This is a genomic window from Pseudomonas sp. Os17 (assembly GCF_001547895.1).
Classification (GTDB): domain Bacteria; phylum Pseudomonadota; class Gammaproteobacteria; order Pseudomonadales; family Pseudomonadaceae; genus Aquipseudomonas.
The window spans coordinates 1,349,099-1,368,965 of sequence record NZ_AP014627.1 but is presented as its reverse complement, the minus strand read 5'-3'; the positions used below and the strand labels follow the sequence as shown (position 1 = coordinate 1,368,965).

At 61.2% G+C, this 19,867-nt stretch carries 22 protein-coding genes; 3 read left to right on the top strand and 19 right to left on the bottom strand.

Annotated features, from left to right (window positions below):
- The 7 genes from POS17_RS06085 to POS17_RS06055 form a co-directional block, all read right to left on the bottom strand.
- Nucleotides 1–882 (bottom strand): baseplate assembly protein, encoded by an 882-nt coding sequence (locus tag POS17_RS06085; protein WP_060837785.1) that lies wholly within the window; start codon nucleotides 880–882, stop codon nucleotides 1–3.
- Nucleotides 879–1,205, bottom strand: a complete 327-nt coding sequence (locus POS17_RS06080; RefSeq protein ID WP_060837784.1) for a GPW/gp25 family protein — start codon at nucleotides 1,203–1,205, stop codon at nucleotides 879–881. The genes POS17_RS06085 and POS17_RS06080 overlap by 4 nt, the downstream gene beginning before the upstream one ends.
- A 4-nt stretch (nucleotides 1,206–1,209) precedes the next feature.
- Nucleotides 1,210–1,413, bottom strand: a complete 204-nt coding sequence (locus POS17_RS06075) for a hypothetical protein (protein WP_060837783.1) — start codon at nucleotides 1,411–1,413, stop codon at nucleotides 1,210–1,212.
- Nucleotides 1,414–1,493: 80 nt separating this feature from the next.
- Nucleotides 1,494–2,084: a phage baseplate assembly protein V gene (locus tag POS17_RS06070; RefSeq protein WP_060837782.1), complete on the bottom strand. Its 591-nt coding sequence runs from the start codon at nucleotides 2,082–2,084 to the stop codon at nucleotides 1,494–1,496.
- Nucleotides 2,081–2,602: a hypothetical protein gene (locus POS17_RS06065; protein WP_060837781.1), complete on the bottom strand. Its 522-nt coding sequence runs from the start codon at nucleotides 2,600–2,602 to the stop codon at nucleotides 2,081–2,083. Before POS17_RS06065 ends, POS17_RS06070 begins: the two co-directional genes overlap by 4 nt.
- An 80-nt stretch (nucleotides 2,603–2,682) precedes the next feature.
- Nucleotides 2,683–3,033, bottom strand: coding sequence for a phage holin family protein (locus POS17_RS06060; RefSeq protein WP_016967167.1), 351 nt, complete (start codon nucleotides 3,031–3,033; stop codon nucleotides 2,683–2,685).
- Nucleotides 3,034–3,551: 518 nt separating this feature from the next.
- The gene (locus tag POS17_RS06055) at nucleotides 3,552–4,298 is read right to left on the bottom strand and encodes a LexA family transcriptional regulator (RefSeq protein WP_060837780.1); all 747 of its coding nucleotides are present in this window, start codon (nucleotides 4,296–4,298) and stop codon (nucleotides 3,552–3,554) included.
- 186 nt (nucleotides 4,299–4,484) lie between these two features.
- Here POS17_RS06055 and mutS point away from each other — a divergent pair, with 186 nt between their 5' ends.
- Together mutS and fdxA are read left to right on the top strand one after the other, a co-directional pair.
- A complete protein-coding gene (gene mutS, locus POS17_RS06050) occupies nucleotides 4,485–7,064 on the top strand; it encodes a DNA mismatch repair protein MutS (protein ID WP_060837779.1) in 2,580 nt (859 codons plus the stop codon).
- 142 nt (nucleotides 7,065–7,206) lie between these two features.
- Nucleotides 7,207–7,530, top strand: a complete 324-nt coding sequence (gene fdxA / locus POS17_RS06045; protein ID WP_016964674.1) for a ferredoxin FdxA — start codon at nucleotides 7,207–7,209, stop codon at nucleotides 7,528–7,530.
- A 517-nt stretch (nucleotides 7,531–8,047) separates the two neighbouring features.
- On the opposite strand, the gene rpoS is transcribed toward fdxA, so the two are convergent.
- The 8 genes from rpoS to POS17_RS06010 all read right to left on the bottom strand — a co-directional run bounded on the left by rpoS (nucleotide 8,048) and on the right by POS17_RS06010 (nucleotide 15,295).
- The gene (rpoS, locus tag POS17_RS06040) at nucleotides 8,048–9,055 is read right to left on the bottom strand and encodes an RNA polymerase sigma factor RpoS (protein WP_016964675.1); all 1,008 of its coding nucleotides are present in this window, start codon (nucleotides 9,053–9,055) and stop codon (nucleotides 8,048–8,050) included.
- Between the two features lie 106 nt (nucleotides 9,056–9,161).
- Nucleotides 9,162–10,043, bottom strand: coding sequence for a peptidoglycan DD-metalloendopeptidase family protein (locus POS17_RS30725; RefSeq protein WP_082729826.1), 882 nt, complete (start codon nucleotides 10,041–10,043; stop codon nucleotides 9,162–9,164).
- 211 nt (nucleotides 10,044–10,254) lie between these two features.
- Nucleotides 10,255–10,890, bottom strand: coding sequence for a protein-L-isoaspartate(D-aspartate) O-methyltransferase (locus tag POS17_RS06035; protein ID WP_173655928.1), 636 nt, complete (start codon nucleotides 10,888–10,890; stop codon nucleotides 10,255–10,257).
- A 41-nt stretch (nucleotides 10,891–10,931) separates the two neighbouring features.
- A complete protein-coding gene (surE, locus tag POS17_RS06030; protein ID WP_047302063.1) occupies nucleotides 10,932–11,681 on the bottom strand; it encodes a 5'/3'-nucleotidase SurE in 750 nt (249 codons plus the stop codon).
- Nucleotides 11,669–12,727: a tRNA pseudouridine(13) synthase TruD gene (gene truD / locus POS17_RS06025; protein ID WP_060837778.1), complete on the bottom strand. Its 1,059-nt coding sequence runs from the start codon at nucleotides 12,725–12,727 to the stop codon at nucleotides 11,669–11,671. The genes surE and truD overlap by 13 nt, the downstream gene beginning before the upstream one ends.
- Complete coding sequence (gene ispF, locus POS17_RS06020; RefSeq protein ID WP_060837777.1) at nucleotides 12,724–13,197, bottom strand: 2-C-methyl-D-erythritol 2,4-cyclodiphosphate synthase; 474 nt, start codon at nucleotides 13,195–13,197, stop codon at nucleotides 12,724–12,726. Before ispF ends, truD begins: the two co-directional genes overlap by 4 nt.
- A 52-nt stretch (nucleotides 13,198–13,249) precedes the next feature.
- On the bottom strand, nucleotides 13,250–14,095 hold the full coding sequence (gene fghA / locus POS17_RS06015; protein WP_060837776.1) for an S-formylglutathione hydrolase: 846 nt from the start codon (nucleotides 14,093–14,095) through the stop codon (nucleotides 13,250–13,252).
- Between the two features lie 87 nt (nucleotides 14,096–14,182).
- Nucleotides 14,183–15,295, bottom strand: a complete 1,113-nt coding sequence (locus tag POS17_RS06010; protein WP_060837775.1) for an S-(hydroxymethyl)glutathione dehydrogenase/class III alcohol dehydrogenase — start codon at nucleotides 15,293–15,295, stop codon at nucleotides 14,183–14,185.
- 104 nt (nucleotides 15,296–15,399) lie between these two features.
- Between POS17_RS06010 and POS17_RS06005 the strand changes: the two genes are divergently transcribed.
- The gene (locus tag POS17_RS06005) at nucleotides 15,400–16,299 is read left to right on the top strand and encodes a LysR substrate-binding domain-containing protein (RefSeq protein WP_060837774.1); all 900 of its coding nucleotides are present in this window, start codon (nucleotides 15,400–15,402) and stop codon (nucleotides 16,297–16,299) included.
- Between the two features lie 116 nt (nucleotides 16,300–16,415).
- Here the strand turns inward: POS17_RS06005 and ispD are convergent, their stop codons facing one another.
- The 4 genes from ispD to kdsA all read right to left on the bottom strand — a co-directional run bounded on the left by ispD (nucleotide 16,416) and on the right by kdsA (nucleotide 19,863).
- A complete protein-coding gene (gene ispD / locus POS17_RS06000) occupies nucleotides 16,416–17,123 on the bottom strand; it encodes a 2-C-methyl-D-erythritol 4-phosphate cytidylyltransferase (RefSeq protein WP_060837773.1) in 708 nt (235 codons plus the stop codon).
- A complete protein-coding gene (ftsB, locus tag POS17_RS05995; protein WP_011059544.1) occupies nucleotides 17,120–17,398 on the bottom strand; it encodes a cell division protein FtsB in 279 nt (92 codons plus the stop codon). The genes ispD and ftsB overlap by 4 nt, the downstream gene beginning before the upstream one ends.
- A 172-nt stretch (nucleotides 17,399–17,570) precedes the next feature.
- Complete coding sequence (gene eno, locus POS17_RS05990) at nucleotides 17,571–18,860, bottom strand: phosphopyruvate hydratase (RefSeq protein WP_060837772.1); 1,290 nt, start codon at nucleotides 18,858–18,860, stop codon at nucleotides 17,571–17,573.
- A 157-nt stretch (nucleotides 18,861–19,017) separates the two neighbouring features.
- A complete protein-coding gene (gene kdsA / locus POS17_RS05985; RefSeq protein WP_042940934.1) occupies nucleotides 19,018–19,863 on the bottom strand; it encodes a 3-deoxy-8-phosphooctulonate synthase in 846 nt (281 codons plus the stop codon).
- Nucleotides 19,864–19,867: the final 4 nt, after the last annotated feature.

The following is a 19,867-nucleotide window of genomic DNA, read 5'->3' as shown; positions in this document are numbered from 1 at the left end:
TCAGCTCCCCAGCGTGACGCTGTAACCGGTGCAATACGCCGCTTGAGCCTTGGTCGGGGTGATGTCTTGCCAACCCGCCAGATCGACCCGAGCCACGCCGGCCACATGCAACTGCGCATCAATGGCCGAACGGGCCACCTCGATGCCCAGGCGCCGGCGTGGGTTGACCCAGGCAGCCAGCTTGCGCTCGGCTTCAGCCAGGGCAGCGTCACCTTCCGGGCCGGAGCCCTTCATGTGCAGCACCGCGTCGATGCGATACGGCAAGACCTGGGCACTCTGGACCGTGACCCGGTCGCCGAGCGGTCGCACGTCTTCATCGTTGAGGGCTGCGGCAACGGTCGCCAGCAAGTCAGGACTGGCCGCGCCATTTCCCTCCAGGCTCAGCACCGTGACCGTCACCCGGGCCGGTGCCGGGCTTTCGGCCTCGGCGTCGGCTACCAGCGCAGAAGCGTTACGGGCATGCAGGATGTAGCTGTTGCGCGGGCCGGCCGTGGTCAGTCCTTCATAGGCCAATTGCACGCGCTCGCGCAGCGCGTCGTCAGCTTCCTTGACCTCCTCCAACGGCGGTAACGCCTGCGGGTCTGCGGCCTGGATCACCAGGCGCTGCAGTTTGACGTTGGCCGCCAGGTGGTCCAGGTCCGTGCCCTGGGCATGGGCCAGCAGCAACGCCTTGGCGGCGTCGTTGACCCGGGCCCGCAGCAGCATGTCAGCGTAAGCCGAGACTTCCAGCAGTTTGCTCACCGGGTCGCTTTCCAGGTTGGCCGTCCAGTTCTCGCCCATGTGCCGGCGAAAGGTGTCCAGCTTGCCCTGGTACAAGGCCTCGAAATCCAGGGCTTCAAGCACCTGGGGGGCCGGCAGCGCCGACAGGTCCAACGTACTCATGCCGTCACCTCCAAAACCGCGCGATTGCCCAGGTACTGGCCGGTCAGTTGAAAACTGATCTGGCCTCCCACCACCGCGACCACACTGACCCGCTCCAGCTTCAAGCGTGGCTCCCAGCGCAACAGCGCCCGTGCCACTTCGGCCTGCACCGCGCTTTTCCAGCCGCCGGTCACTGGCAGGTCGACATAACGACGCAGGTTGCTGCCGTATTCGGGGCGCATCCGCCGGCTGCCCAGGGGCGTGGTCAGGATGTCCTCGATGGACTGCCGCACATGCTCGATGCCGGACAGCGACAGGCCGGTACGGCGATCCATTCCGATCATGGCCTTACTCCTGTGCTTGCAGATCCGGGTGGCTGGCGAGGTAGTCCAGGGCAACGCGGTCGCCGGCCTTGACCGATACCTGTCCCTGGACCACCGGCAATTGGCGGCCATCCGGCAGGATCAGATGGCGCGAGGTGTAAAGGCTGTCGCGAAACACCACAGCACCGGTGCCGGCCGGGCGGCCGGTTTTTTTCTTGGGGGTGGCCATTGGATTCTCCGGGTAGAAAAAACCGCTCTAGGCGGGTTGCTTGAGTGATAGGTGGGTCGTGCGGGCGATGGGGCCAAGGATCACTGCGGCGGAGCCGTTGCACCGGGGCCTGACATCACACCCGGGTGGGTATGGGTCGAACCGACGTTGACTCCGTTGTGCTTCAGGCTCCCACCGTTGATCTGCACATCGCCATTCAAGGTGATCGCTCCGCTCAGGGTGATGCTGTCGGCCTTGCCGGTAATGCTGCTGTCGGTCACCACCGCCGAGCTGGCGCCGACCTGAATGCTCACCGTGCCACTGGGCAGGCTGATGCTGTAGCTCTTGGCCTGCCAGTCATAGACCAGCGAGCCGCCATCCTCGAAACGCCAGACCTCGACATGGTCGCGGTTGTCCGGCTGGGGACCGGCGTTGCCATACAGGCCGGGAACGAAGGTGCCCTGGGCCGGCTCGCCGCTGGGGCTGATCAGCACGCCCTGCTCCCCCAGGCTCGGTGCCCGCCAGTGCCGGGCCTTGCCCGCGGCCTGGCTGTGCCAGCGCAGCCAGGCGCTGGTCCACCCGGCACCATCGGAAACCCGTACCAGACCGGCAGCCAGATCCACGCCGACCACGCTGCAAGGCAGGATCAGACCGGCAATCATGCGGTCGTGGGTTGCAGACACGTAACTCACGCCATGTGCTCCGGCGACTGGTAGTCGCCCTCGTGGCCGGGTCCGGTATCGGGGCTGAAGCCCAACACCAGCGTGCCCGGTGGTTGATCGGGCCAGGGCCATTGCTCCTGGCCCAGGTAGACCAACTGCTGCCACTGCACGATCCACTCGGCGCGATAAGCCGGATCGGCCACCGGGCCGGCAGGCTTGGCCCATACCGCCGTTGCCCCCTCGACAAAGTCCAGGTTCCACTGCTGGCAACGCAACAGCTCAAGCAACTGCGCCGCCAGCATGGCCGCCTGCAAAGGCGCCTGTGCCAGTTCGGGGTCAACCCGTATCCGCGCCTCGAAGGTGGCCCGCATGCAACTGCGGCCATCCCCGGGGTCGGCGGCCTGGTCCAGGCCGGTAACCGCGAAGTGGAGCGTCGGTTCAGTGACGCCTTCGAGGATCTTGGGGAAGGCCTCAACCCTCTGCAGTTGCGGCATCGCCAGCTTGATGGTGGAGGTGATGGCGTCTTTTAGCTGGGTCAGTTCGTTCATTGTGTAGTTCCTGAATCAGGTCGAGGCGCCCCAGCCGCCAGGGCCGATGAGCCTTGTTGAAGGCCGGAGCCGATGCGGAATCAGCGCTGATCCGGGTTCGAGTCCCGTGAGGGCGGTTCGCATACTCCGATGCGCTTGGCCGCCCAGCGCTCGTAGAGGCCGATGGCGACGTCGGCACCGGCCATGGCGGTCAGGCAACCGAAGGCACAGGCGGTCCAGATCGAGACGCCGGCGGCATACAGCAGCATGATGGCCGAGACCCCGCAGACCACGCAGGCTCCAGAGCGCAGCGCCAGGCGCCGTAACAGCGACCAGCCACGGGCGCCCTCCTTGTCGGCGCGCCACATTTCGCCGGAAACGCCACCGACCAGCGCCAGGACGATGACCAGCCAGATCGGCATGTCCAGCAACGCTTGCTGCTCGTTTGTCATTCACGTCTCCCGTGCGGATTGAGGCCAGCGAGATGGCCAGTTGATGGAAAGCTGAAAAGGGTGATTCAAGGGGTCCCTGTCTATTGGCGGCCCACGTTAGGCAGGCATTCCAAAAAGCCCGGTCGCCCGGGCTTTTCAGTAATGCAAACCTTGGTCTTTCGGCACTACTGGTGCGGTACGGACCCATTCAAATTGTTCCTCCGACCGCGACCCTGTCCGCCGGATAACTGCTTCTGGTGCTTTACGCTGCACACCCGGGTCAGTTGCCAACCCTCTGAACCGTCGAGGCCGGTTCATCGCTGCCTTTGCTTTGCCACTAAAGAGCGTCGTTGCAGCCGTTGTTGAACGGCTTGAGATGGATAATATGCATTCATGCATATGCAGTCAATGCGTAAATGCATTTATTTATGCGCAAAAATTGCACGCGCGCATGGAGCCCGCATAAATGCAGGGGGGGAGGATTTTTCGAGGGCGAAAAAAAGCCCGCTCAGTGGCGGGCTGTGTCTGACCGTGATGACTTAGCGGGCGTACATGCCCCACCAGAAAACGTGACCGAGGATGCTGATCTGCTCCTCCTGGATCTCCTGGAAGCTGTAGTCCTCGTCCGGATGTTCATCGCGGTTGAAACTGCGCAGGCGGATCCCGGTGGGCAGGCGATACAGCTGCTTCACCCGCAGCTGGCCATTGTGGTTGATCGCGTAGAGGTCGCCATCGATGATGTCGCCAATGGCGCATTTGCCGGCATTGACCCCGACCGTGGCGCCATCGCGCAGCACCGGCAACATGCTATTGCCCCGCACCGTGACGCACTTGGCCTGATCGAACTGCACGCCGTTGTGCCGCAGGCTGCGCTTGCCGAAGCGCAGGCTGGCGCGCTCGCTTTCCTCGATGACGAATCTTCCTGATCCAGCAGCCAATTCAACCTCACGCAGAAAGGGAACCGACACCTCGTCGTCATCGACAGGGGTATCGTCGTCCCACAGGCTTATGTCCTTGAGTTCCGAATGAATCTCGTCACGGGGGGCCGCCGCGCGGGCAGGCGCGATGTCCACGCGCCCGCGCAGTTGATCGGTGCTCACCTGGAAGTATTCGGCGATCCGCGAGATGTGCTTATCCGAGGGATCGACGATCTTCCCGCTGAGAATCCGCGAGAGGGTGGATTGAGGCACACCGGTACGGCGGTGAAGCTCCGTGGGGGAGATTCCGTCGCGATCCAGCAGCTCTCTTAAGACGGTAGAAACATTGCGTATTTGCATAGAACGCATATTGCTCGATCTTTTAGGCAATGACAAATGCTGTTTTGCATATTTGCAATGCATTTGCCGGACAAACCTGCTCGCGCCTTGGTGCCTGCGAGCCCGGGGCACCCATGGTAACCTTGCCGCCATCTGCAAAAAGCCGGGCCCAGCGCTCCTTTGCTTCACCCATTCAACGAATCCGCCTAAATACCAATGAGTAAAACTACCTCCGATCTGTCCTCCCACACGCCGATGATGCAGCAGTACTGGCGCCTCAAGAACCAGCACCCTGATCAGTTGATGTTCTACCGCATGGGCGACTTCTACGAGATCTTCTATGAAGACGCGAAGAAGGCCGCCAAGCTGCTGGACATCACCCTGACGGCGCGCGGACAGTCGGCGGGCCAGGCGATTCCCATGTGCGGCATTCCCTACCACGCCGCCGAGGGCTACCTGGCCAAACTGGTGAAACTCGGCGAGTCGGTGGTGATCTGCGAGCAGGTTGGTGACCCCGCGACCAGCAAAGGCCCGGTGGAGCGCCAGGTGGTGCGCATCATCACCCCGGGTACTGTCAGCGACGAAGCCCTGCTGGACGAGCGCCGCGACAACCTGATTGCCGCCGTGCTGGGCGATGAGCGCCTGTTCGGCCTGGCGGTACTGGATATCACCAGCGGCAACTTCAGCGTCCTGGAAATCAAGGGCTGGGAAAACCTGCTGGCCGAGCTGGAGCGGATCAATCCGGTCGAACTGCTGATCCCCGATGACTGGCCACAGGGCCTGCCGGCGGAAAAACGCCGCGGTACAAGGCGCCGCGCGCCCTGGGATTTCGAGCGCGATTCGGCTCACAAGAGCCTCTGCCAGCAGTTCTCCACCCAGGACCTCAAGGGCTTTGGTTGCGAGACCCTGACCCTGGCCATCGGCGCCGCCGGTTGCCTGCTCAGCTACGCCAAGGAAACCCAGCGCACCGCCCTGCCCCACTTGCGCAGCCTGCGTCACGAACGCCTGGACGACACCGTGGTGCTGGACGGCGCCAGCCGCCGCAACCTGGAGCTGGACACCAATCTGGCCGGTGGGCGCGACAACACCCTGCAATCGGTGGTCGATCGCTGCCAGACCGCCATGGGCAGCCGCCTGCTGACTCGCTGGTTGAACCGCCCGCTGCGCGACCTCAAGGTCCTGCAGGCGCGTCAGTCGTCCATTACCTGTTTGCTGGACGGTTACCGCTTCGAACGGCTGCAACCGCAGCTGAAGGAAATCGGCGACATTGAGCGGATTCTCGCGCGAATCGGCTTGCGCAACGCCCGTCCGCGCGACCTGGCCCGCCTGCGCGACGCCCTGGCCGCGCTGCCGGAACTGCAAGAGGCGATGACTGAGCTGGAGGCGGATCACCTCAAGCAGTTGGCGCTCACCACCAGCACCTACCCGGAGCTGGCAGCGCTGCTGGCCAAGGCCATCATCGACAACCCGCCGGCGGTGATCCGTGACGGCGGCGTGCTCAAGACCGGCTACGACGCCGAGCTGGACGAGCTGCAATCCTTGAGCGAGAACGCCGGGCAGTTCCTGATCGACCTGGAAGCCCGCGAGAAAGCCCGTACCGGCCTGGCCAACCTCAAGGTCGGCTACAACCGCATTCACGGCTATTTCATCGAGCTGCCCAGCAAGCAGGCCGAGCAGGCACCGGCGGACTACATTCGCCGGCAGACCCTGAAAGGCGCCGAGCGCTTCATCACGCCGGAACTCAAAGCGTTCGAAGACAAGGCGCTGTCGGCCAAGAGCCGGGCCCTGGCCCGGGAGAAGATGCTCTACGATGCGCTGCTGGAAACCCTGATCAGCCATCTGCCACCCCTGCAGGACACCGCCGGCGCCCTGGCGGAGCTGGATGTGCTGAGCAACCTGGCCGAGCGCGCCTTGAACCTGGACCTCAATTGCCCGCGTTTTGTCAGCGAGCCGTGCATGCGCATCACCCAGGGTCGTCACCCGGTGGTGGAGCAAGTCTTGACCACGCCTTTTGTGGCCAACGACCTGAGCCTGGACGACAACACGCGGATGCTGGTGATCACCGGTCCGAACATGGGCGGTAAATCCACCTATATGCGCCAGACCGCGCTGATCGTGCTGCTGGCCCATATCGGCAGCTTCGTCCCGGCGGCCAGCTGCGAGCTGTCTCTGGTGGACCGGATCTTCACCCGGATCGGTTCCAGCGACGACCTGGCCGGCGGCCGTTCGACCTTCATGGTGGAAATGAGCGAAACCGCGAACATCCTGCACAACGCCACGGAGCGCAGCCTGGTGTTGATGGACGAAGTGGGCCGCGGTACCAGCACTTTCGACGGACTATCCCTGGCCTGGGCTGCGGCAGAACGTCTCGCCCAGCTACGGGCCTACACCCTGTTCGCCACCCACTACTTCGAGCTGACCGTACTGCCGGAAAGCGAACCGCTGGTGGCCAACGTGCACCTCAATGCCACCGAGCACAATGAACGCATCGTGTTCCTGCACCACGTCCTGCCAGGACCTGCCAGCCAGAGCTACGGCCTGGCGGTAGCCCAGCTGGCCGGGGTTCCCAGCGCTGTCATCAGCCGCGCCAGGGAGCACTTGAGCCGTCTGGAAACCACCAGTTTGCCCCATGAGGTGGCGCCTCCAGCACCGGGTAAATCCTCGGTTCCGCAGCAAAGCGACATGTTCGCCAGCCTGCCGCATCCGGTACTGGACGAACTGGCCAAGCTGGATCTGGATGACATGACCCCGCGCCGAGCGCTGGAAATGCTCTATACATTGAAGACGCGCATCTAACGCGAACGCCTTCAAGCTGTTAGAATCTCGCGCGGTTTGGGATGCTGCGGACTATTAGCCTGGTTCGCAGACTATCGCTCCCAAACCTGGCGACCCCGTCATGTTGGGGCTCCGCTGCCGCCGCCTGAGGAGAGAATTAGAAATGACCTTCGTCGTCACCGACAACTGCATCAAGTGCAAGTACACCGACTGCGTAGAAGTCTGTCCGGTGGACTGCTTTTACGAAGGCCCGAACTTCCTGGTGATTCACCCGGATGAGTGCATTGACTGCGCGCTGTGCGAGCCTGAGTGCCCCGCTGTAGCTATTTTCTCCGAGGATGAAGTCCCGGAAGAAATGCAGGAATTCATTCAGTTGAACGTCGAGCTGGCAGAGATCTGGCCGAACATCACTGAAAAGAAAGAACCGTTGCCGGATGCCGAAGAGTGGGATGGCGTCAAAGGCAAGATCAAAGACCTCGAACGCTGATTGCCCCGCGTTCCTGAAAAGGCCCCTTGCGGGCCTTTTTGCGTTTCTGGGAAGGGGGTTCTTGCGATTGGGGACTTTTCGCCAGGCAAAAAAAAGGGGCGGTATGACCCGCCCACTTTTTCCCTAGTCCCTGTGTTCCTTTTCATCGTCCTGATGAATCGCTTCCTGCGATGTCCTGACCATCGTCCTTGATGGCTGTGTCTATCCGTCGACACAGGGCTGATATTAGAGAGTTCCCTGATAAGAGCAATCGCACCTATCCCGGGAAATACTGTCGAAGGCCAACAGGAAAAATAAAAAATACCCTTATAAATCAAATAGATAAAAAATAGCCTAAGGTGTTTTAGGCAAGCCTGAAGCACTAGCGAACCGAACACCTACGAAAAAGTAATCTATTGCTTACACGCAAGTTAAGAGTAATCCCATCCTTGATCAGAATCCGCGCACTCAGGGCCAAAACACTTAGCCAATAAAAAGCCCCGAACGAATCGGGGCTCTTGCGAATCAGTTCCAGAAGCTACTGGAACAGCGACTCACTGGACAGGCCATTCTTCTCAAGGATCTCCCGCAGGCGCTTGAGCCCTTCAACCTGAATCTGCCGAACCCGCTCGCGGGTCAGGCCGATCTCCAGGCCGACGTCTTCGAGCGTGCTGCTCTCGTGACCCCGCAGACCAAAGCGGCGAACCACAACTTCACGCTGCTTTTCAGTCAGTTCGGAAAGCCATTGATCGATGCTTTGTGACAGATCGTCGTCCTGCAAAAGCTCACAAGGATCCGTCGGACGGTCATCCGTCAGGGTGTCCAGCAGGGTTTTGTCCGAATCCGGTCCCAGCGAGACATCAACCGAAGAAACCCGCTCATTCAGACCGAGCATGCGTTTGACTTCGGCCACCGGCTTCTCCAGCAGGTTGGCGATTTCTTCGGGAGAGGGTTCATGATCGAGTTTTTGCGTCAACTCACGGGCGGCGCGCAGGTAGACGTTGAGCTCTTTGACCACATGAATCGGCAGCCGAATGGTGCGGGTCTGATTCATGATCGCCCGTTCGATGGTCTGACGAATCCACCAGGTGGCGTAGGTCGAAAAGCGGAAACCGCGTTCCGGGTCGAACTTCTCAACTGCCCGGATCAGGCCGAGGTTGCCCTCTTCGATCAGGTCCAGCAGCGACAAGCCGCGATTGACATAGCGCCGGGCGATTTTCACCACCAGGCGCAAGTTGCTTTCAATCATGCGTTTGCGCCCGGCCGGGTCGCCACTCTGCGACAAACGCGCAAAGTGCACTTCCTCTTCAGGAGAGAGCAATGGAGAAAAACCGATTTCATTGAGATACAACTGCGTCGCATCGAGGGCGCGCGTGTAATCAATGTACTTGTGTTGCTTAAGTGATGCGGAGCTTTTGGATTTGGCGCGAACGGAAGGTGGAGTTGCCCCCTCATTATTCGACATCGAATCCATATCGATACTGCTCTCCATAAGGAGAACTTCATCGTCGATGTCAAACTCCGGCACTTCTTTACTGAGAGCCATTGTTATAGTCCTTTGGTGAGTTCGACCTCAGGCTCAAGCGGCGCCTTAATCCTTGGCAACGCTGGAGCCTGTTCCCTCTACGTGAGTGGAACAGGCTGGTGACGGATCAACGTCGTGGCAGGAATTGCAGCGGATCTACAGGTTTACCTTGTCGGCGAATCTCAAAGTGCAGTTTCACCCGGTCTGTACCAGTTGATCCCATCTCGGCAATTGTCTGTCCGACTTTGACCTGCTGTCCCTCCCGAACCAATAGCTTGCGGTTGTGGCCGTAAGCACTGACGTAGGTTTCGTTGTGTTTGATGATGACTAATTCGCCGTAGCCCCTTAAGCCACTCCCGGCGTAAACCACCGTCCCATCAGACGCAGCTAAAACAGGCTGTCCCAAATCCCCGGCGATATCAATGCCTTTATTCAAACTACCGTTTGAAGAGAATTTTCCAATCAGAACGCCGTTTGAAGGCCAGCCCCAACCTGTCGGTGCGGGGCCCGCAGGCGTAACCGGGGCAGGCGCCGGCTTGCTGGCCGCGGGGGCTGCGGGGGCTGCGGTGCCCGATGCTGGAGCCGTTGCGGGGGCCGTAGCAGCACCAACGGGACGACGAATAACCGTGGTCTTGCTCGACGACGAGGCACCGGACTGGGTACTGGTAACCACCGTGGCCGGCGCTGCGCCAGTGCGGCCATCAAAGCGAATGGTTTGCCCGGGATGGATGGTATAGGGCTCGGCAATATTGTTGCGAGCGGCCAATGCCTTGTAGTCCCAGCCATAGCGGAAGGCAATGGAGAACAAGGTGTCGCCACGACGCACCACATATTGCCCAGTCGTGACTGTCGGACGCTGAGGCGCGGCGGTATTACTGCGCTCAACCACACCTACGCTGCTGGACTTGGTACTGGAACAACCGACCAACAAGGAACTCAAGACAAGGCCAATCATCAGTCGCTGAAAGCTTGATATACCTATTCGCTGCGCAATGACTGTGAGACTCACCCGCCGCTCCCTTTATGGTGGTTGACGATATAGATTGCCTTGCTCAGGCGTGAAATGACGCAAGTATAACTGGACGACCGCGCTTTACCGCTGGCAAAGCGCACCACACAGTGGCAAGAAATGACCATTGAAGGCCACCAGACTCATTGACGATCAATACGGCACTAAGACACAGCGCTTCAAACAGAATTCACCCAGCCCCGACAAATACTCAGGCCAGCGGCCCATTGAGCAGAGGCACAAAACGCACCGCCCCCAGGACATGCCGGGCAAAGCCGTGTTCTTCTCGAATGATCAGCATCAACTGCTGCACTTCTCCTGCCCCCACCGGAATCACCAGGCGTCCGCCCGGAGCCAGCTGGTCGAGCAGCGCCTGGGGAACATCAGTGGCCACAGCGGTCACGATGATGCCGTTGTAAGGCGCCAAGGCTGGCCAGCCCTCCCAACCGTCACCCCAGCGAAACACCACATTGCGCAGGTTCAACTCCTGCAGCCGTTCCTTGGCACGGTCCTGCAGGACCTTGATCCGCTCCACCGAAAACACCCGCTCCACCAACTGCGACAGCACCGCCGTCTGGTAGCCGGACCCGGTGCCTATCTCCAGGACCTTGTCCAGAGGGCCGGCCTCCAGCAGCAGCTCGCTCATGCGCGCCACCATGTAAGGCTGGGAGATGGTCTGGTTGTGGCCGATCGGCAGGGCCGTGTCTTCATAGGCCCGATGGGCCAGGGCTTCATCAACGAACAGGTGCCGCGGCGTACGACGAATGACTTCCAATACCTGTGGATTGGACAGCCCTTCATCGTAGAGCCGTTGAATCAGGCGTTCGCGGGTACGCTGGGAAGTCATGCCGATCCCCCGTCGCAGCAAATCGTCTTGCTCACGAGCCATCAGCGCAGCCCCTCCAACCAGCCGTCCAGGCTCCGGAACGCGTCATTGAACGTGCGATCCAGCTGCAACGGAGTGATGGAGACATAACCTTGCATCACCGCATGAAAATCGGTGCCCGGGCCGCCATCTTCGGCATCTCCGGCGGCGGCAATCCAGTAACCCGACTTGCCGCGGGGATCGACGACCTTCATCGGTGCCGCCGCGCGCGCGCGATGGCCCAGGCGGGTCAGCTGTATGCCACGAATATGATCCAGTGGCAGGTTGGGAATATTCACGTTCAACACCGTCCGTGGTGGTAAATCCAGCAAGCCCTGAGCCTGCACCAGCTTGCGCGCGAAATGGGCCGCCGTGGCAAGGTTTTCCACCTGCCGCGACACCAGCGAAAAGGCAATCGCCGGACGCTGCAGAAAGCGCCCTTCCAGGGCTGCGGCGACCGTTCCGGAGTACAGCACGTCATCCCCGAGGTTGGCCCCCAGGTTGATCCCCGACACCACCATGTCCGGCTCATGCTCCAGCAGGCCGTTGAGCCCCAGGTGCACACAGTCGGTCGGCGTGCCGTTGATGCTGATGAAGCCATTGCCGAGGGTATGCGGATGCAACGGACGGTCAAGCGTCAGCGAGCTGCTGGCGCCGCTTTTGTCCTGGTCCGGTGCGATCACCACACAGTCGGCGTAATCCGCCAGCGCAGCATGCAGCGCGGCGATACCGGGTGCGGTTACCCCATCATCGTTAGAAATCAGAATACGCATGAGCTGTCCGTCTGCCCCACCGGCACCAGATCGACGAGTTCACGCACCAATGCGGTGGCGAAACACCCGGCCGGCAGGACGAATTCCAGTTGCAGAATGTCAGGCTCGGGATAATGCCACGTCAAACCGCCAATGGGCAGCCGCAGGATGCGTCGTTCGTGGCTCATGCCGGCTCTGATCAGCCAATCACACAGTGCCGCCTCACGGCCGGCAATCTGTTGCTCAAGCTCGTAGGACACACCGCTCGCCGGAGAGGCGCCCTCGCCCCACAACGGACCGGTGGGGTGCAGGTCGAGAATCGCCAGGCGCGGGTCCGAGCACTCGTCAGGCCCGGCCATGAAAAAACTGCGACTGTCGGTAAACGCCAGCAGGTCACCGACTTGCGCCTGCTGCCAGCTGCCGTCTGCCACCCGTGCCGCCAGCACCTGATTGAACAGATAGCTGCGGGCCGTGGAAAGCAGGCGCGAACGCACATTGCGCTGCTCTGGCAAGGCCTGGCGCGCGGCCCAGCTACGGGCATCCACCAGGTTGCCGCCGTCGTGGCCAAACCGCTGGGCGCCAAAATAGTTGGGAATCCCGTGCTGGGCGATCTGGCGCAAACGCTCATCGATGGCCGCATGATCCGCCGTGAGCTCTGTCAGGCGCAGGGTAAAACCGTTGGCCGCATGGGCACCGCGCTGCAGCTTGCGCTTGTGGCGGGTAGCCTTGAGGATTTTCAGGGTGTGGTTTTCCGCAGCGCCAAGATCCGGGTCAGCCTTGCCCGGCAGTTGCACGCTGAACCATTGGCGAGTCAGCGCCTGGCGATCCTTGAGCCCGGCGTAGCTGACGGTGCGCAACGATACTCCGGCGGCCTTGGCAATCCGCCGCGCGGCCTCTTCGGTATTCAGGCCACGCTTTTCCACCCACAGCCACAGGTGCTCGCCTTCACCGCTCAGCGGGATATCGAGCACTTCATCGACTTGGAAATCTTCGGCAGTGGCCTTGAGCACCGCGCTGCCCAGGGCGTCACCATAGGCCCGCGGGCCCAACAGTTGCGATTCATTCATGGGCGCAGCAACAAGGCCACGGAGTGCACCGCGATACCTTCCTCGCGGCCGACGAAACCGAGTTTTTCAGTGGTGGTGGCCTTCACGTTCACTTGGTCCAGTTCAACTTGCAGGTCCTCGGCAATCAAGGCCCGCATGGTTTCAATATGAGGCGCCATTTTCGGGGCCTGGGCGACGATGGTGTTGTCGACGTTGCCGACCTTCCAGCCTTTGGCGTGGATCAGCGCGACAACATGACGCAGCAGGACGCGGCTGTCGGCACCTTTGAACTGCGGATCGGTGTCCGGAAAATGCTTGCCGATGTCCCCCAGCGCCGCAGCGCCCAGCAGGGCATCACTGAGCGCGTGCAACAACACGTCACCGTCGGAGTGGGCGAGCAAGCCGCAATGATGGGCGATGCGCACACCACCCAAAGTAATGAAGTCGCCCTCAGCGAAACGGTGCACATCGTAGCCGTGGCCAATACGCATAAAAAAACGCCCCGAAAAAGTCAGGGCGTGATTCTACCTGCTTTGGCAGGCATTAGGCGTTAAGAGCACGTGCATGGTGCTGCAAGTGATCGTCGATAAAGCTGGCGATGAAGAAGTAGCTGTGGTCGTAGCCCGGCTGCATCCGCAGCGTCAGCTGATGGCCGGCGCTCCTGGCCGCCTGCTGCAGCACTTCTGGCTTGAGCTGGGTGGCGAGAAAGTCATCTCGATCCCCTTGATCCACCAGCAACGTCAGTTTTTCCCTGGCTTCGGCAAGCAGTACGCTGGCATCCCATTCACGCCAGCGTGAACGTTCCTCACCCAGGTAACGGGAAAACGCCTTCTGCCCCCAAGGACAATCCATGGGATTACTGATAGGAGCGAACGCCGAAACCGACTGATAGCGACCGGGATTACGCAAGGCACAGACCAATGCCCCATGACCGCCCATGGAGTGCCCGCTGATCCCACGTTTCTGCGACGCGGGAAAATGCGCCTCTACCAATTCCGGCAGTTCGTTCACCACATAGTCATGCATCCGATAATGCTGGGCCCAGGGCTCCTGGGTCGCGTTCAGATAGAACCCGGCTCCCAGGCCAAAGTCCCAGGCGCCCTCAGGGTCACCGGGCACGCCGGCGCCGCGAGGGCTGGTATCCGGAGCGACGATGATCAGACCAAGCTCCGCCGCCAGCCGTTGGGCGCCGGCCTTTTGCATGAAGTTCTCGTCGGTGCAGGTCAGGCCGGACAACCAGTAAAGCACCGGTAGCTTGCCGCCCTGTTCCGCCTGGGGCGGCAAATACACCGCGAACACCATGTCGCAGCCCAACACCTGGGAATGATGCTTGTAGCGTTTGTGCCAGCCGCCGAAGCTCTTCTGGCAGGAAAGGTTTTCCAGACTCATGGCAGACCTCCAGCCACAAGCCGCAAGCTACAAGCCGCAAGTGGGAATCCCTTCTTGGTGCTTGTGGCTTGCCGCTTGCCGCTGCTCTTAGAAATGAATGACCGAACGAATGCTCTTGCCTTCGTGCATCAGGTCGAAGGCCTTGTTGATGTCTTCCAGGCCCATGGTGTGAGTAATGAAGGTATCCAGCGGGATTTCGCCGGTCTGGGACATTTCCACGTAGCTTGGCAGTTCGCTGCGACCACGCACGCCGCCAAAAGCCGAACCACGCCATACGCGACCGGTCACCAACTGGAAGGGACGGGTCGAAATTTCCTGGCCGGCACCGGCCACCCCAATGATCACCGACTCGCCCCAGCCCTTGTGGCAGCATTCCAGCGCGGCGCGCATCAGCTGGACATTGCCGATGCATTCGAAGGAGAAATCCACGCCGCCGTCGGTCATGTCGACAATGACCTCCTGGATCGGACGATCGAAGTCCTTGGGGTTGACGCAGTCAGTAGCGCCCAGTTGCTTGGCGATCTCGAACTTGGCCGGGTTGATATCGATGGCAATAATGCGCCCGGCCTTGGCCTTGACCGCGCCGATTACCGCCGACAGGCCAATGCCGCCCAGGCCGAAGATGGCCACGGTGTCACCGGCCTTGACCTTGGCGGTGTTGATCACCGCACCAATGCCAGTGGTCACGCCGCAACCCAGCAGGCAGACCTTTTCCAGCGGCGCTTCCTTGGGGATCTTGGCCACGGAAATTTCCGGCAGCACGGTGTACTCGGAGAATGTCGAGGTGCCCATGTAGTGGAAAATGGGCTGGCCTTTGTAGGAAAAGCGCGTGGTGCCGTCAGGCATCAAGCCTTTGCCCTGGGTTGCACGAATGGCCTGACAGAGGTTGGTCTTGCCCGACAGGCAGAATTTGCACTGGCCGCATTCCGGGGTGTACAGCGGAATCACATGATCGCCCACGGCCACCGAGGTCACGCCCTCACCCACCGCTTCTACGACTGCACCACCCTCATGGCCGAGGATCGCCGGAAAGATGCCTTCCGGATCGGCGCCGGACAGGGTGTAGGCGTCGGTGTGGCAGACGCCGGAAGCGACGACCCGCAACAGCACTTCGCCGGCCTTGGGCATGGCGACATCCACTTCGACGATTTCCAGGGGCTTCTTGGCCTCGAAGGCTACGGCAGCACGTGACTTGATCATCCTGACTCTCCAGCGAATAAAAACGAGGCAGTGAGTGTAAAACAGCGCAATGCGATGAATAATCCAGGCAAAAGCAAAACATTATTGCCATGCAGGGATAATCAATGAGCGAAAACCGTTGGGAAGGCATCGACGAATTTGTCGCGGTTGCCGAATGCAGCCAGTTCACTGCCGCTGCCGAGCGCCTGGGGGTTTCCTCATCTCACATCAGCCGCCAGGTGGCGCGCCTCGAAGAGCGCTTGCAGACCCGCCTGCTGTATCGCAGTACCCGTCGCGTCACCCTGACCGAGGCCGGACAGACCTTCCTCCAGCATTGCCAACGCTTGCAGGACGGTCGCGAGGAAGCGTTGCGCGCCGTAGGGGACCTGACCAGCGAGCCCAAGGGCATGCTGCGCATGACTTGCGCAGTGGCCTATGGCGAGCGGTTCATCGTGCCACTGGTCACGCGCTTCATGAGCCTTTATCCACAGTTGCGGGTGGACATCGAATTGAGCAACCGGCCTCTGGACCTGGTGCACGAGGGGCTCGACCTGGCCATTCGCCTGGGACGCCTGCAGGACTCACGCCTGGTCGCCACTCGCCTGGCACCACGCCGCATGTACCTATGTGCATCGCCCTCCTATCTGGAGCGCTATGGCCGCCCTCACAGCCTGTCGGAATTGAGCCGGCACAACTGCCTGATTGGCAGCTCGGATATCTGGCAGTTGGAGGTCGATGGGCGCGAATTTTCGCAACGGGTGCAAGGCAACTGGCGCTGCAACAGCGGACAGGCAGTGCTGGATGCGGCGTTACAAGGCGTCGGGCTCTGCCAACTGCCGGACTACTACGTGCTGGAGCACCTGCAGGACGGTACGCTGGTTTCCTTGCTGGACGCTCACCAGCCGCCCAATACCGCGGTCTGGGCGCTGTACCCGCAGCAACGGCATCTGTCGCCGAAAGTGCGCAAGCTGGTGGACTATCTCAAGCACGGCTTGGCCGAACGCCCGGAATACCGCGATGTGTAGCCGCTGCCGCAGGCTGCGACAAGGCCCGCAGGGCCTTCAGGTTTCAAGAGCGGCGCCTCCTTCGGAGTCGTTCGCAGCCTGCGGCAGCGGCTACGAGGTTCGTCGGCCGCCCGCGATCAGCGCCGATTGGACCAACGCTGGCGCAGCCACTCAAGGTCCTCGGGACGAGTGACCTTGAGGTTGTCGGAGCGGCCTTCGATCAGGCGTGGCGCCTGCCCGGCCCATTCCATTGCCGAAGCCTCATCGGTGACCGCCACATCGGCCACCAGGCTGTCGGCCAGGGCCCGGTGCAGCGCGCCAAGCCGGAACATCTGCGGTGTGTAGGCTTGCCAGATCAGGCTGCGATCCACGGTTTCCAGAACCCTTCCGTGCTTGTCGATCCGCTTCAGGGTGTCCCGGGCCGGCACCGCCAGCAGCCCGCCCACCGGGTCGTGCGCCAACTCGCCCAGTAACTTGTCCAGGTCATCTCGGGAAAGATTGGGGCGCGCGGCATCGTGAACCAGCACCCAGTCTTCGTCGGCCGCGCCCTGGGCGTGCAGATGAAGCAGGGCATTGAGCACCGAACCGGAGCGCTCGGCGCCACCTTCGACCCGCTGAATCCGCGAATCGTGGGCGCAGGCCAGGGTCGGCCAGTAGGGATCATCCAGCGCCAGACTGACCACCAGCCCCTTGAGGCCGGGATGATCGAGAAAACAGCCGAGGCTGTGTTCGAGAATTGTGCGTCCGCCCAGTTGCAGGTACTGCTTGGGACGGTCCGCGGCCATGCGGGCACCGACGCCCGCGGCAGGAATCACGGCCCAGAAGGCCGGTAGCCGATTGCTCATTGGGCCAACTGGTAGAGGGTTTCACCCTCCTTGACCATGCCCAGCTCATGGCGAGCCCGCTCTTCCACGGTCTCCATGCCCTTCTTCAACTCCATGACTTCCGCATCGAGTACGCGATTTCGCTCCAGCAGACGCTCGTTTTCAGCGTGCTGGTCGGCAATCTGCTGAGTCAGGTCAGCTACCTGGGCCAAGCTGCCGTTCCCCACCCACAGGCGGTACTGCAAGCCGGCCAGCAGCAAGAGCAAGACCAGGAACAACCAATTGGGACTGCGCATCGAATATCGGGTATCCAGTGAAAAAAGACAGCCATGCCAACAACTTCGGACCTACTGATAGCACGAAGCCTGGAAGAACCAGGCTTGTGCTCTTAAGGCATCAGATTAGTGGCAAAAAACTCGCTGTCGCGATTTTCCCGACACAATCCGGTGTCTTTTTACCATCTACTGCTTAGCCGCGAAACTCGCCGCGACCGTTGTACTTGGCCTTGCCGTTCAATTGCTCTTCGATACGCAGCAATTGGTTGTACTTGGATACGCGATCGGAACGGCACAGGGAGCCGGTCTTGATCTGGCCAGCCGAGGTGCCCACGGCCAGGTCGGCAATGGTCGAATCTTCGGTTTCGCCGGAACGGTGCGAGATCACGGCGGTGTAACCGGCAGCCTTGGCCATCTGGATGGCTTCCAGGGTTTCGGTCAGGGTGCCGATCTGGTTGAACTTGATCAGGATCGAGTTGGCGATCTTCTTGTCGATGCCTTCTTTCAGGATCTTGGTGTTGGTCACGAACAGGTCGTCACCGACCAGTTGCACCTTGTCGCCGATCTTGTCGGTAAGAATCTTCCAGCCCGCCCAGTCAGACTCGTCCAGGCCGTCTTCGATGGAGATGATCGGGTAGCGCTGAGTCAGACCTTTGAGGTACTCGGCGAAACCTTCGGCGGTGAACACCTGGCCTTCGCCGGACAGGTTGTACTTGCCGTCTTCATAGAATTCGCTGGCGGCGCAGTCCAGAGCCAGGGTCACGTCGGTGCCCAGGGTGTAACCGGCGTTGGCCACGGCTTCGGAGATGACTTTCAGCGCGTCTTCGTTGGAGGCCAGGTTCGGGGCGAAGCCACCTTCGTCACCCACCGCAGTGTTCAGGCCACGGGCCTTCAGCACGGCTTTGAGGTGATGGAAAATCTCGGTGCCCATGCGCAGACCTTCCGAGAAAGACTTGGCGCCGACTGGCTGCACCATGAATTCCTGGATGTCGACGTTGTTATCGGCGTGCTCGCCACCGTTGATGATGTTCATCATCGGTACAGGCATCGAGTAGACGCCTGGAGTGCCGTTGAGGTTGGCGATGTGGGCGTACAGCGGCAGGTCCTGGTCCTGGGCAGCAGCCTTGGCCGCAGCCAGGGACACGGCGAGGATGGCGTTGGCGCCCAGGGAGGCTTTGTTCTCGGTACCGTCCAGGGCGATCATCGCGTGATCCAGCGCTTTCTGGTCGATCGGGTCTTTACCCAGCAACAGATCGCGGATCGGACCGTTGATGTTGGCTACCGCCTTGAGCACGCCCTTGCCCAGGTAACGGCTCTTGTCGCCATCACGCAGCTCCAGCGCTTCGCGCGAGCCGGTGGAGGCACCGGACGGCGCGCAAGCACTGCCGATGATGCCGTTGTCGAGAAGCACGTCCGCTTCGACAGTGGGGTTGCCACGGGAGTCGAGAACTTCACGACCTTTGATGTCGACGATTTTTGCCATTGTTGTAAACACTCCAAAGTTGACGAAAACGCTGAGTACCGCTCGATTTATAACTTGTGGGTCAAACTGCTGGTTCATAGGAGCCGGCTTGCCGGCGAACAGGCCCGCGAAAACGCGGTGCCGGTCAGCCGGCTCCTACAGAGGAAGTCGCCGTTTTTTACGCGGTTTCTACCGTGGGGAAACTCTTGACCAGTTCGTCCAGAGCCTTGAGCTGAGCCAGGAACGGCTCAAGCTTGTCCAGACGCAGGGCGCAGGGACCGTCGCACTTGGCGTGGTCGGGATCCGGATGGGCTTCCAGGAACAGACCCGCCAGGGATTGGCTCATGCCGGCCTTGGCCAGGTCGGTGACCTGGGCCCGACGACCGCCAGCGGAGTCGGCGCGACCGCCCGGCATCTGCAGGGCATGGGTAACGTCGAAGAACACCGGGTACTCGAACTGTTTCATGATGCCGAAGCCGAGCATGTCCACCACCAGGTTGTTGTAGCCGAAGCTGGAACCGCGCTCGCAGAGGATCAACTGATCGTTGCCCGCCTCTTCGCACTTGCTCAGGATGTGCTTCATTTCCTGGGGCGCGAGGAACTGGGCCTTCTTGATGTTGATCACCGCGCCGGTCTTGGCCATGGCCACCACTAGGTCGGTCTGCCGCGAGAGAAACGCCGGCAACTGGATGATGTCGCAGACTTCGGCGACCACGGCGGCCTGGGCCGGCTCGTGGACGTCGGTGATGATCGGCACGCCGAAGGCCTGCTTCACGTCTTCGAAAATCCGCATGCCCTCTTCCAGGCCCGGGCCACGGTAGGAGGTCACCGACGAACGGTTGGCCTTGTCGAAGCTGGCCTTGAACACGTAGGGGATCCCGAGCTTCTCGGTCACCCGCACGTACTCTTCACAGACCTGCATCGCCATGTCGCGGCTTTCCAGCACGTTCATGCCGCCGAACAGCACCATCGGCTTGTCGTTGGCGATCTCGATGTTGCCTACGCGGATGATCTTCTGCGCCATCAGG

What these genes read in the sequence shown, in the direction of transcription:
- POS17_RS06085 (WP_060837785.1), bottom strand. Translation starts at nt 882, where the DNA reads ATGAGTACGTTGGACCTGTCGGCGCTGCCGGCCCCCCAGGTGCTTGAA.
- POS17_RS06080 (WP_060837784.1), bottom strand. Translation starts at nt 1,205, where the DNA reads ATGATCGGAATGGATCGCCGTACCGGCCTGTCGCTGTCCGGCATCGAG.
- POS17_RS06075 (WP_060837783.1), bottom strand. Translation starts at nt 1,413, where the DNA reads ATGGCCACCCCCAAGAAAAAAACCGGCCGCCCGGCCGGCACCGGTGCT.
- POS17_RS06065 (WP_060837781.1), bottom strand. Translation starts at nt 2,602, where the DNA reads ATGAACGAACTGACCCAGCTAAAAGACGCCATCACCTCCACCATCAAG.
- POS17_RS06060 (WP_016967167.1), bottom strand. Translation starts at nt 3,033, where the DNA reads ATGACAAACGAGCAGCAAGCGTTGCTGGACATGCCGATCTGGCTGGTC.
- POS17_RS06055 (WP_060837780.1), bottom strand. Translation starts at nt 4,298, where the DNA reads ATGCGTTCTATGCAAATACGCAATGTTTCTACCGTCTTAAGAGAGCTG.
- mutS (WP_060837779.1), top strand. Translation starts at nt 4,485, where the DNA reads ATGAGTAAAACTACCTCCGATCTGTCCTCCCACACGCCGATGATGCAG.
- fdxA (WP_016964674.1), top strand. Translation starts at nt 7,207, where the DNA reads ATGACCTTCGTCGTCACCGACAACTGCATCAAGTGCAAGTACACCGAC.
- rpoS (WP_016964675.1), bottom strand. Translation starts at nt 9,055, where the DNA reads ATGGCTCTCAGTAAAGAAGTGCCGGAGTTTGACATCGACGATGAAGTT.
- POS17_RS06035 (WP_173655928.1), bottom strand. Translation starts at nt 10,890, where the DNA reads ATGACTTCCCAGCGTACCCGCGAACGCCTGATTCAACGGCTCTACGAT.
- surE (WP_047302063.1), bottom strand. Translation starts at nt 11,681, where the DNA reads ATGCGTATTCTGATTTCTAACGATGATGGGGTAACCGCACCCGGTATC.
- truD (WP_060837778.1), bottom strand. Translation starts at nt 12,727, where the DNA reads ATGAATGAATCGCAACTGTTGGGCCCGCGGGCCTATGGTGACGCCCTG.
- ispF (WP_060837777.1), bottom strand. Translation starts at nt 13,197, where the DNA reads ATGCGTATTGGCCACGGCTACGATGTGCACCGTTTCGCTGAGGGCGAC.
- fghA (WP_060837776.1), bottom strand. Translation starts at nt 14,095, where the DNA reads ATGAGTCTGGAAAACCTTTCCTGCCAGAAGAGCTTCGGCGGCTGGCAC.
- POS17_RS06010 (WP_060837775.1), bottom strand. Translation starts at nt 15,295, where the DNA reads ATGATCAAGTCACGTGCTGCCGTAGCCTTCGAGGCCAAGAAGCCCCTG.
- POS17_RS06005 (WP_060837774.1), top strand. Translation starts at nt 15,400, where the DNA reads ATGAGCGAAAACCGTTGGGAAGGCATCGACGAATTTGTCGCGGTTGCC.
- ispD (WP_060837773.1), bottom strand. Translation starts at nt 17,123, where the DNA reads ATGAGCAATCGGCTACCGGCCTTCTGGGCCGTGATTCCTGCCGCGGGC.
- ftsB (WP_011059544.1), bottom strand. Translation starts at nt 17,398, where the DNA reads ATGCGCAGTCCCAATTGGTTGTTCCTGGTCTTGCTCTTGCTGCTGGCC.
- eno (WP_060837772.1), bottom strand. Translation starts at nt 18,860, where the DNA reads ATGGCAAAAATCGTCGACATCAAAGGTCGTGAAGTTCTCGACTCCCGT.
- kdsA (WP_042940934.1), bottom strand. Translation starts at nt 19,863, where the DNA reads ATGGCGCAGAAGATCATCCGCGTAGGCAACATCGAGATCGCCAACGAC.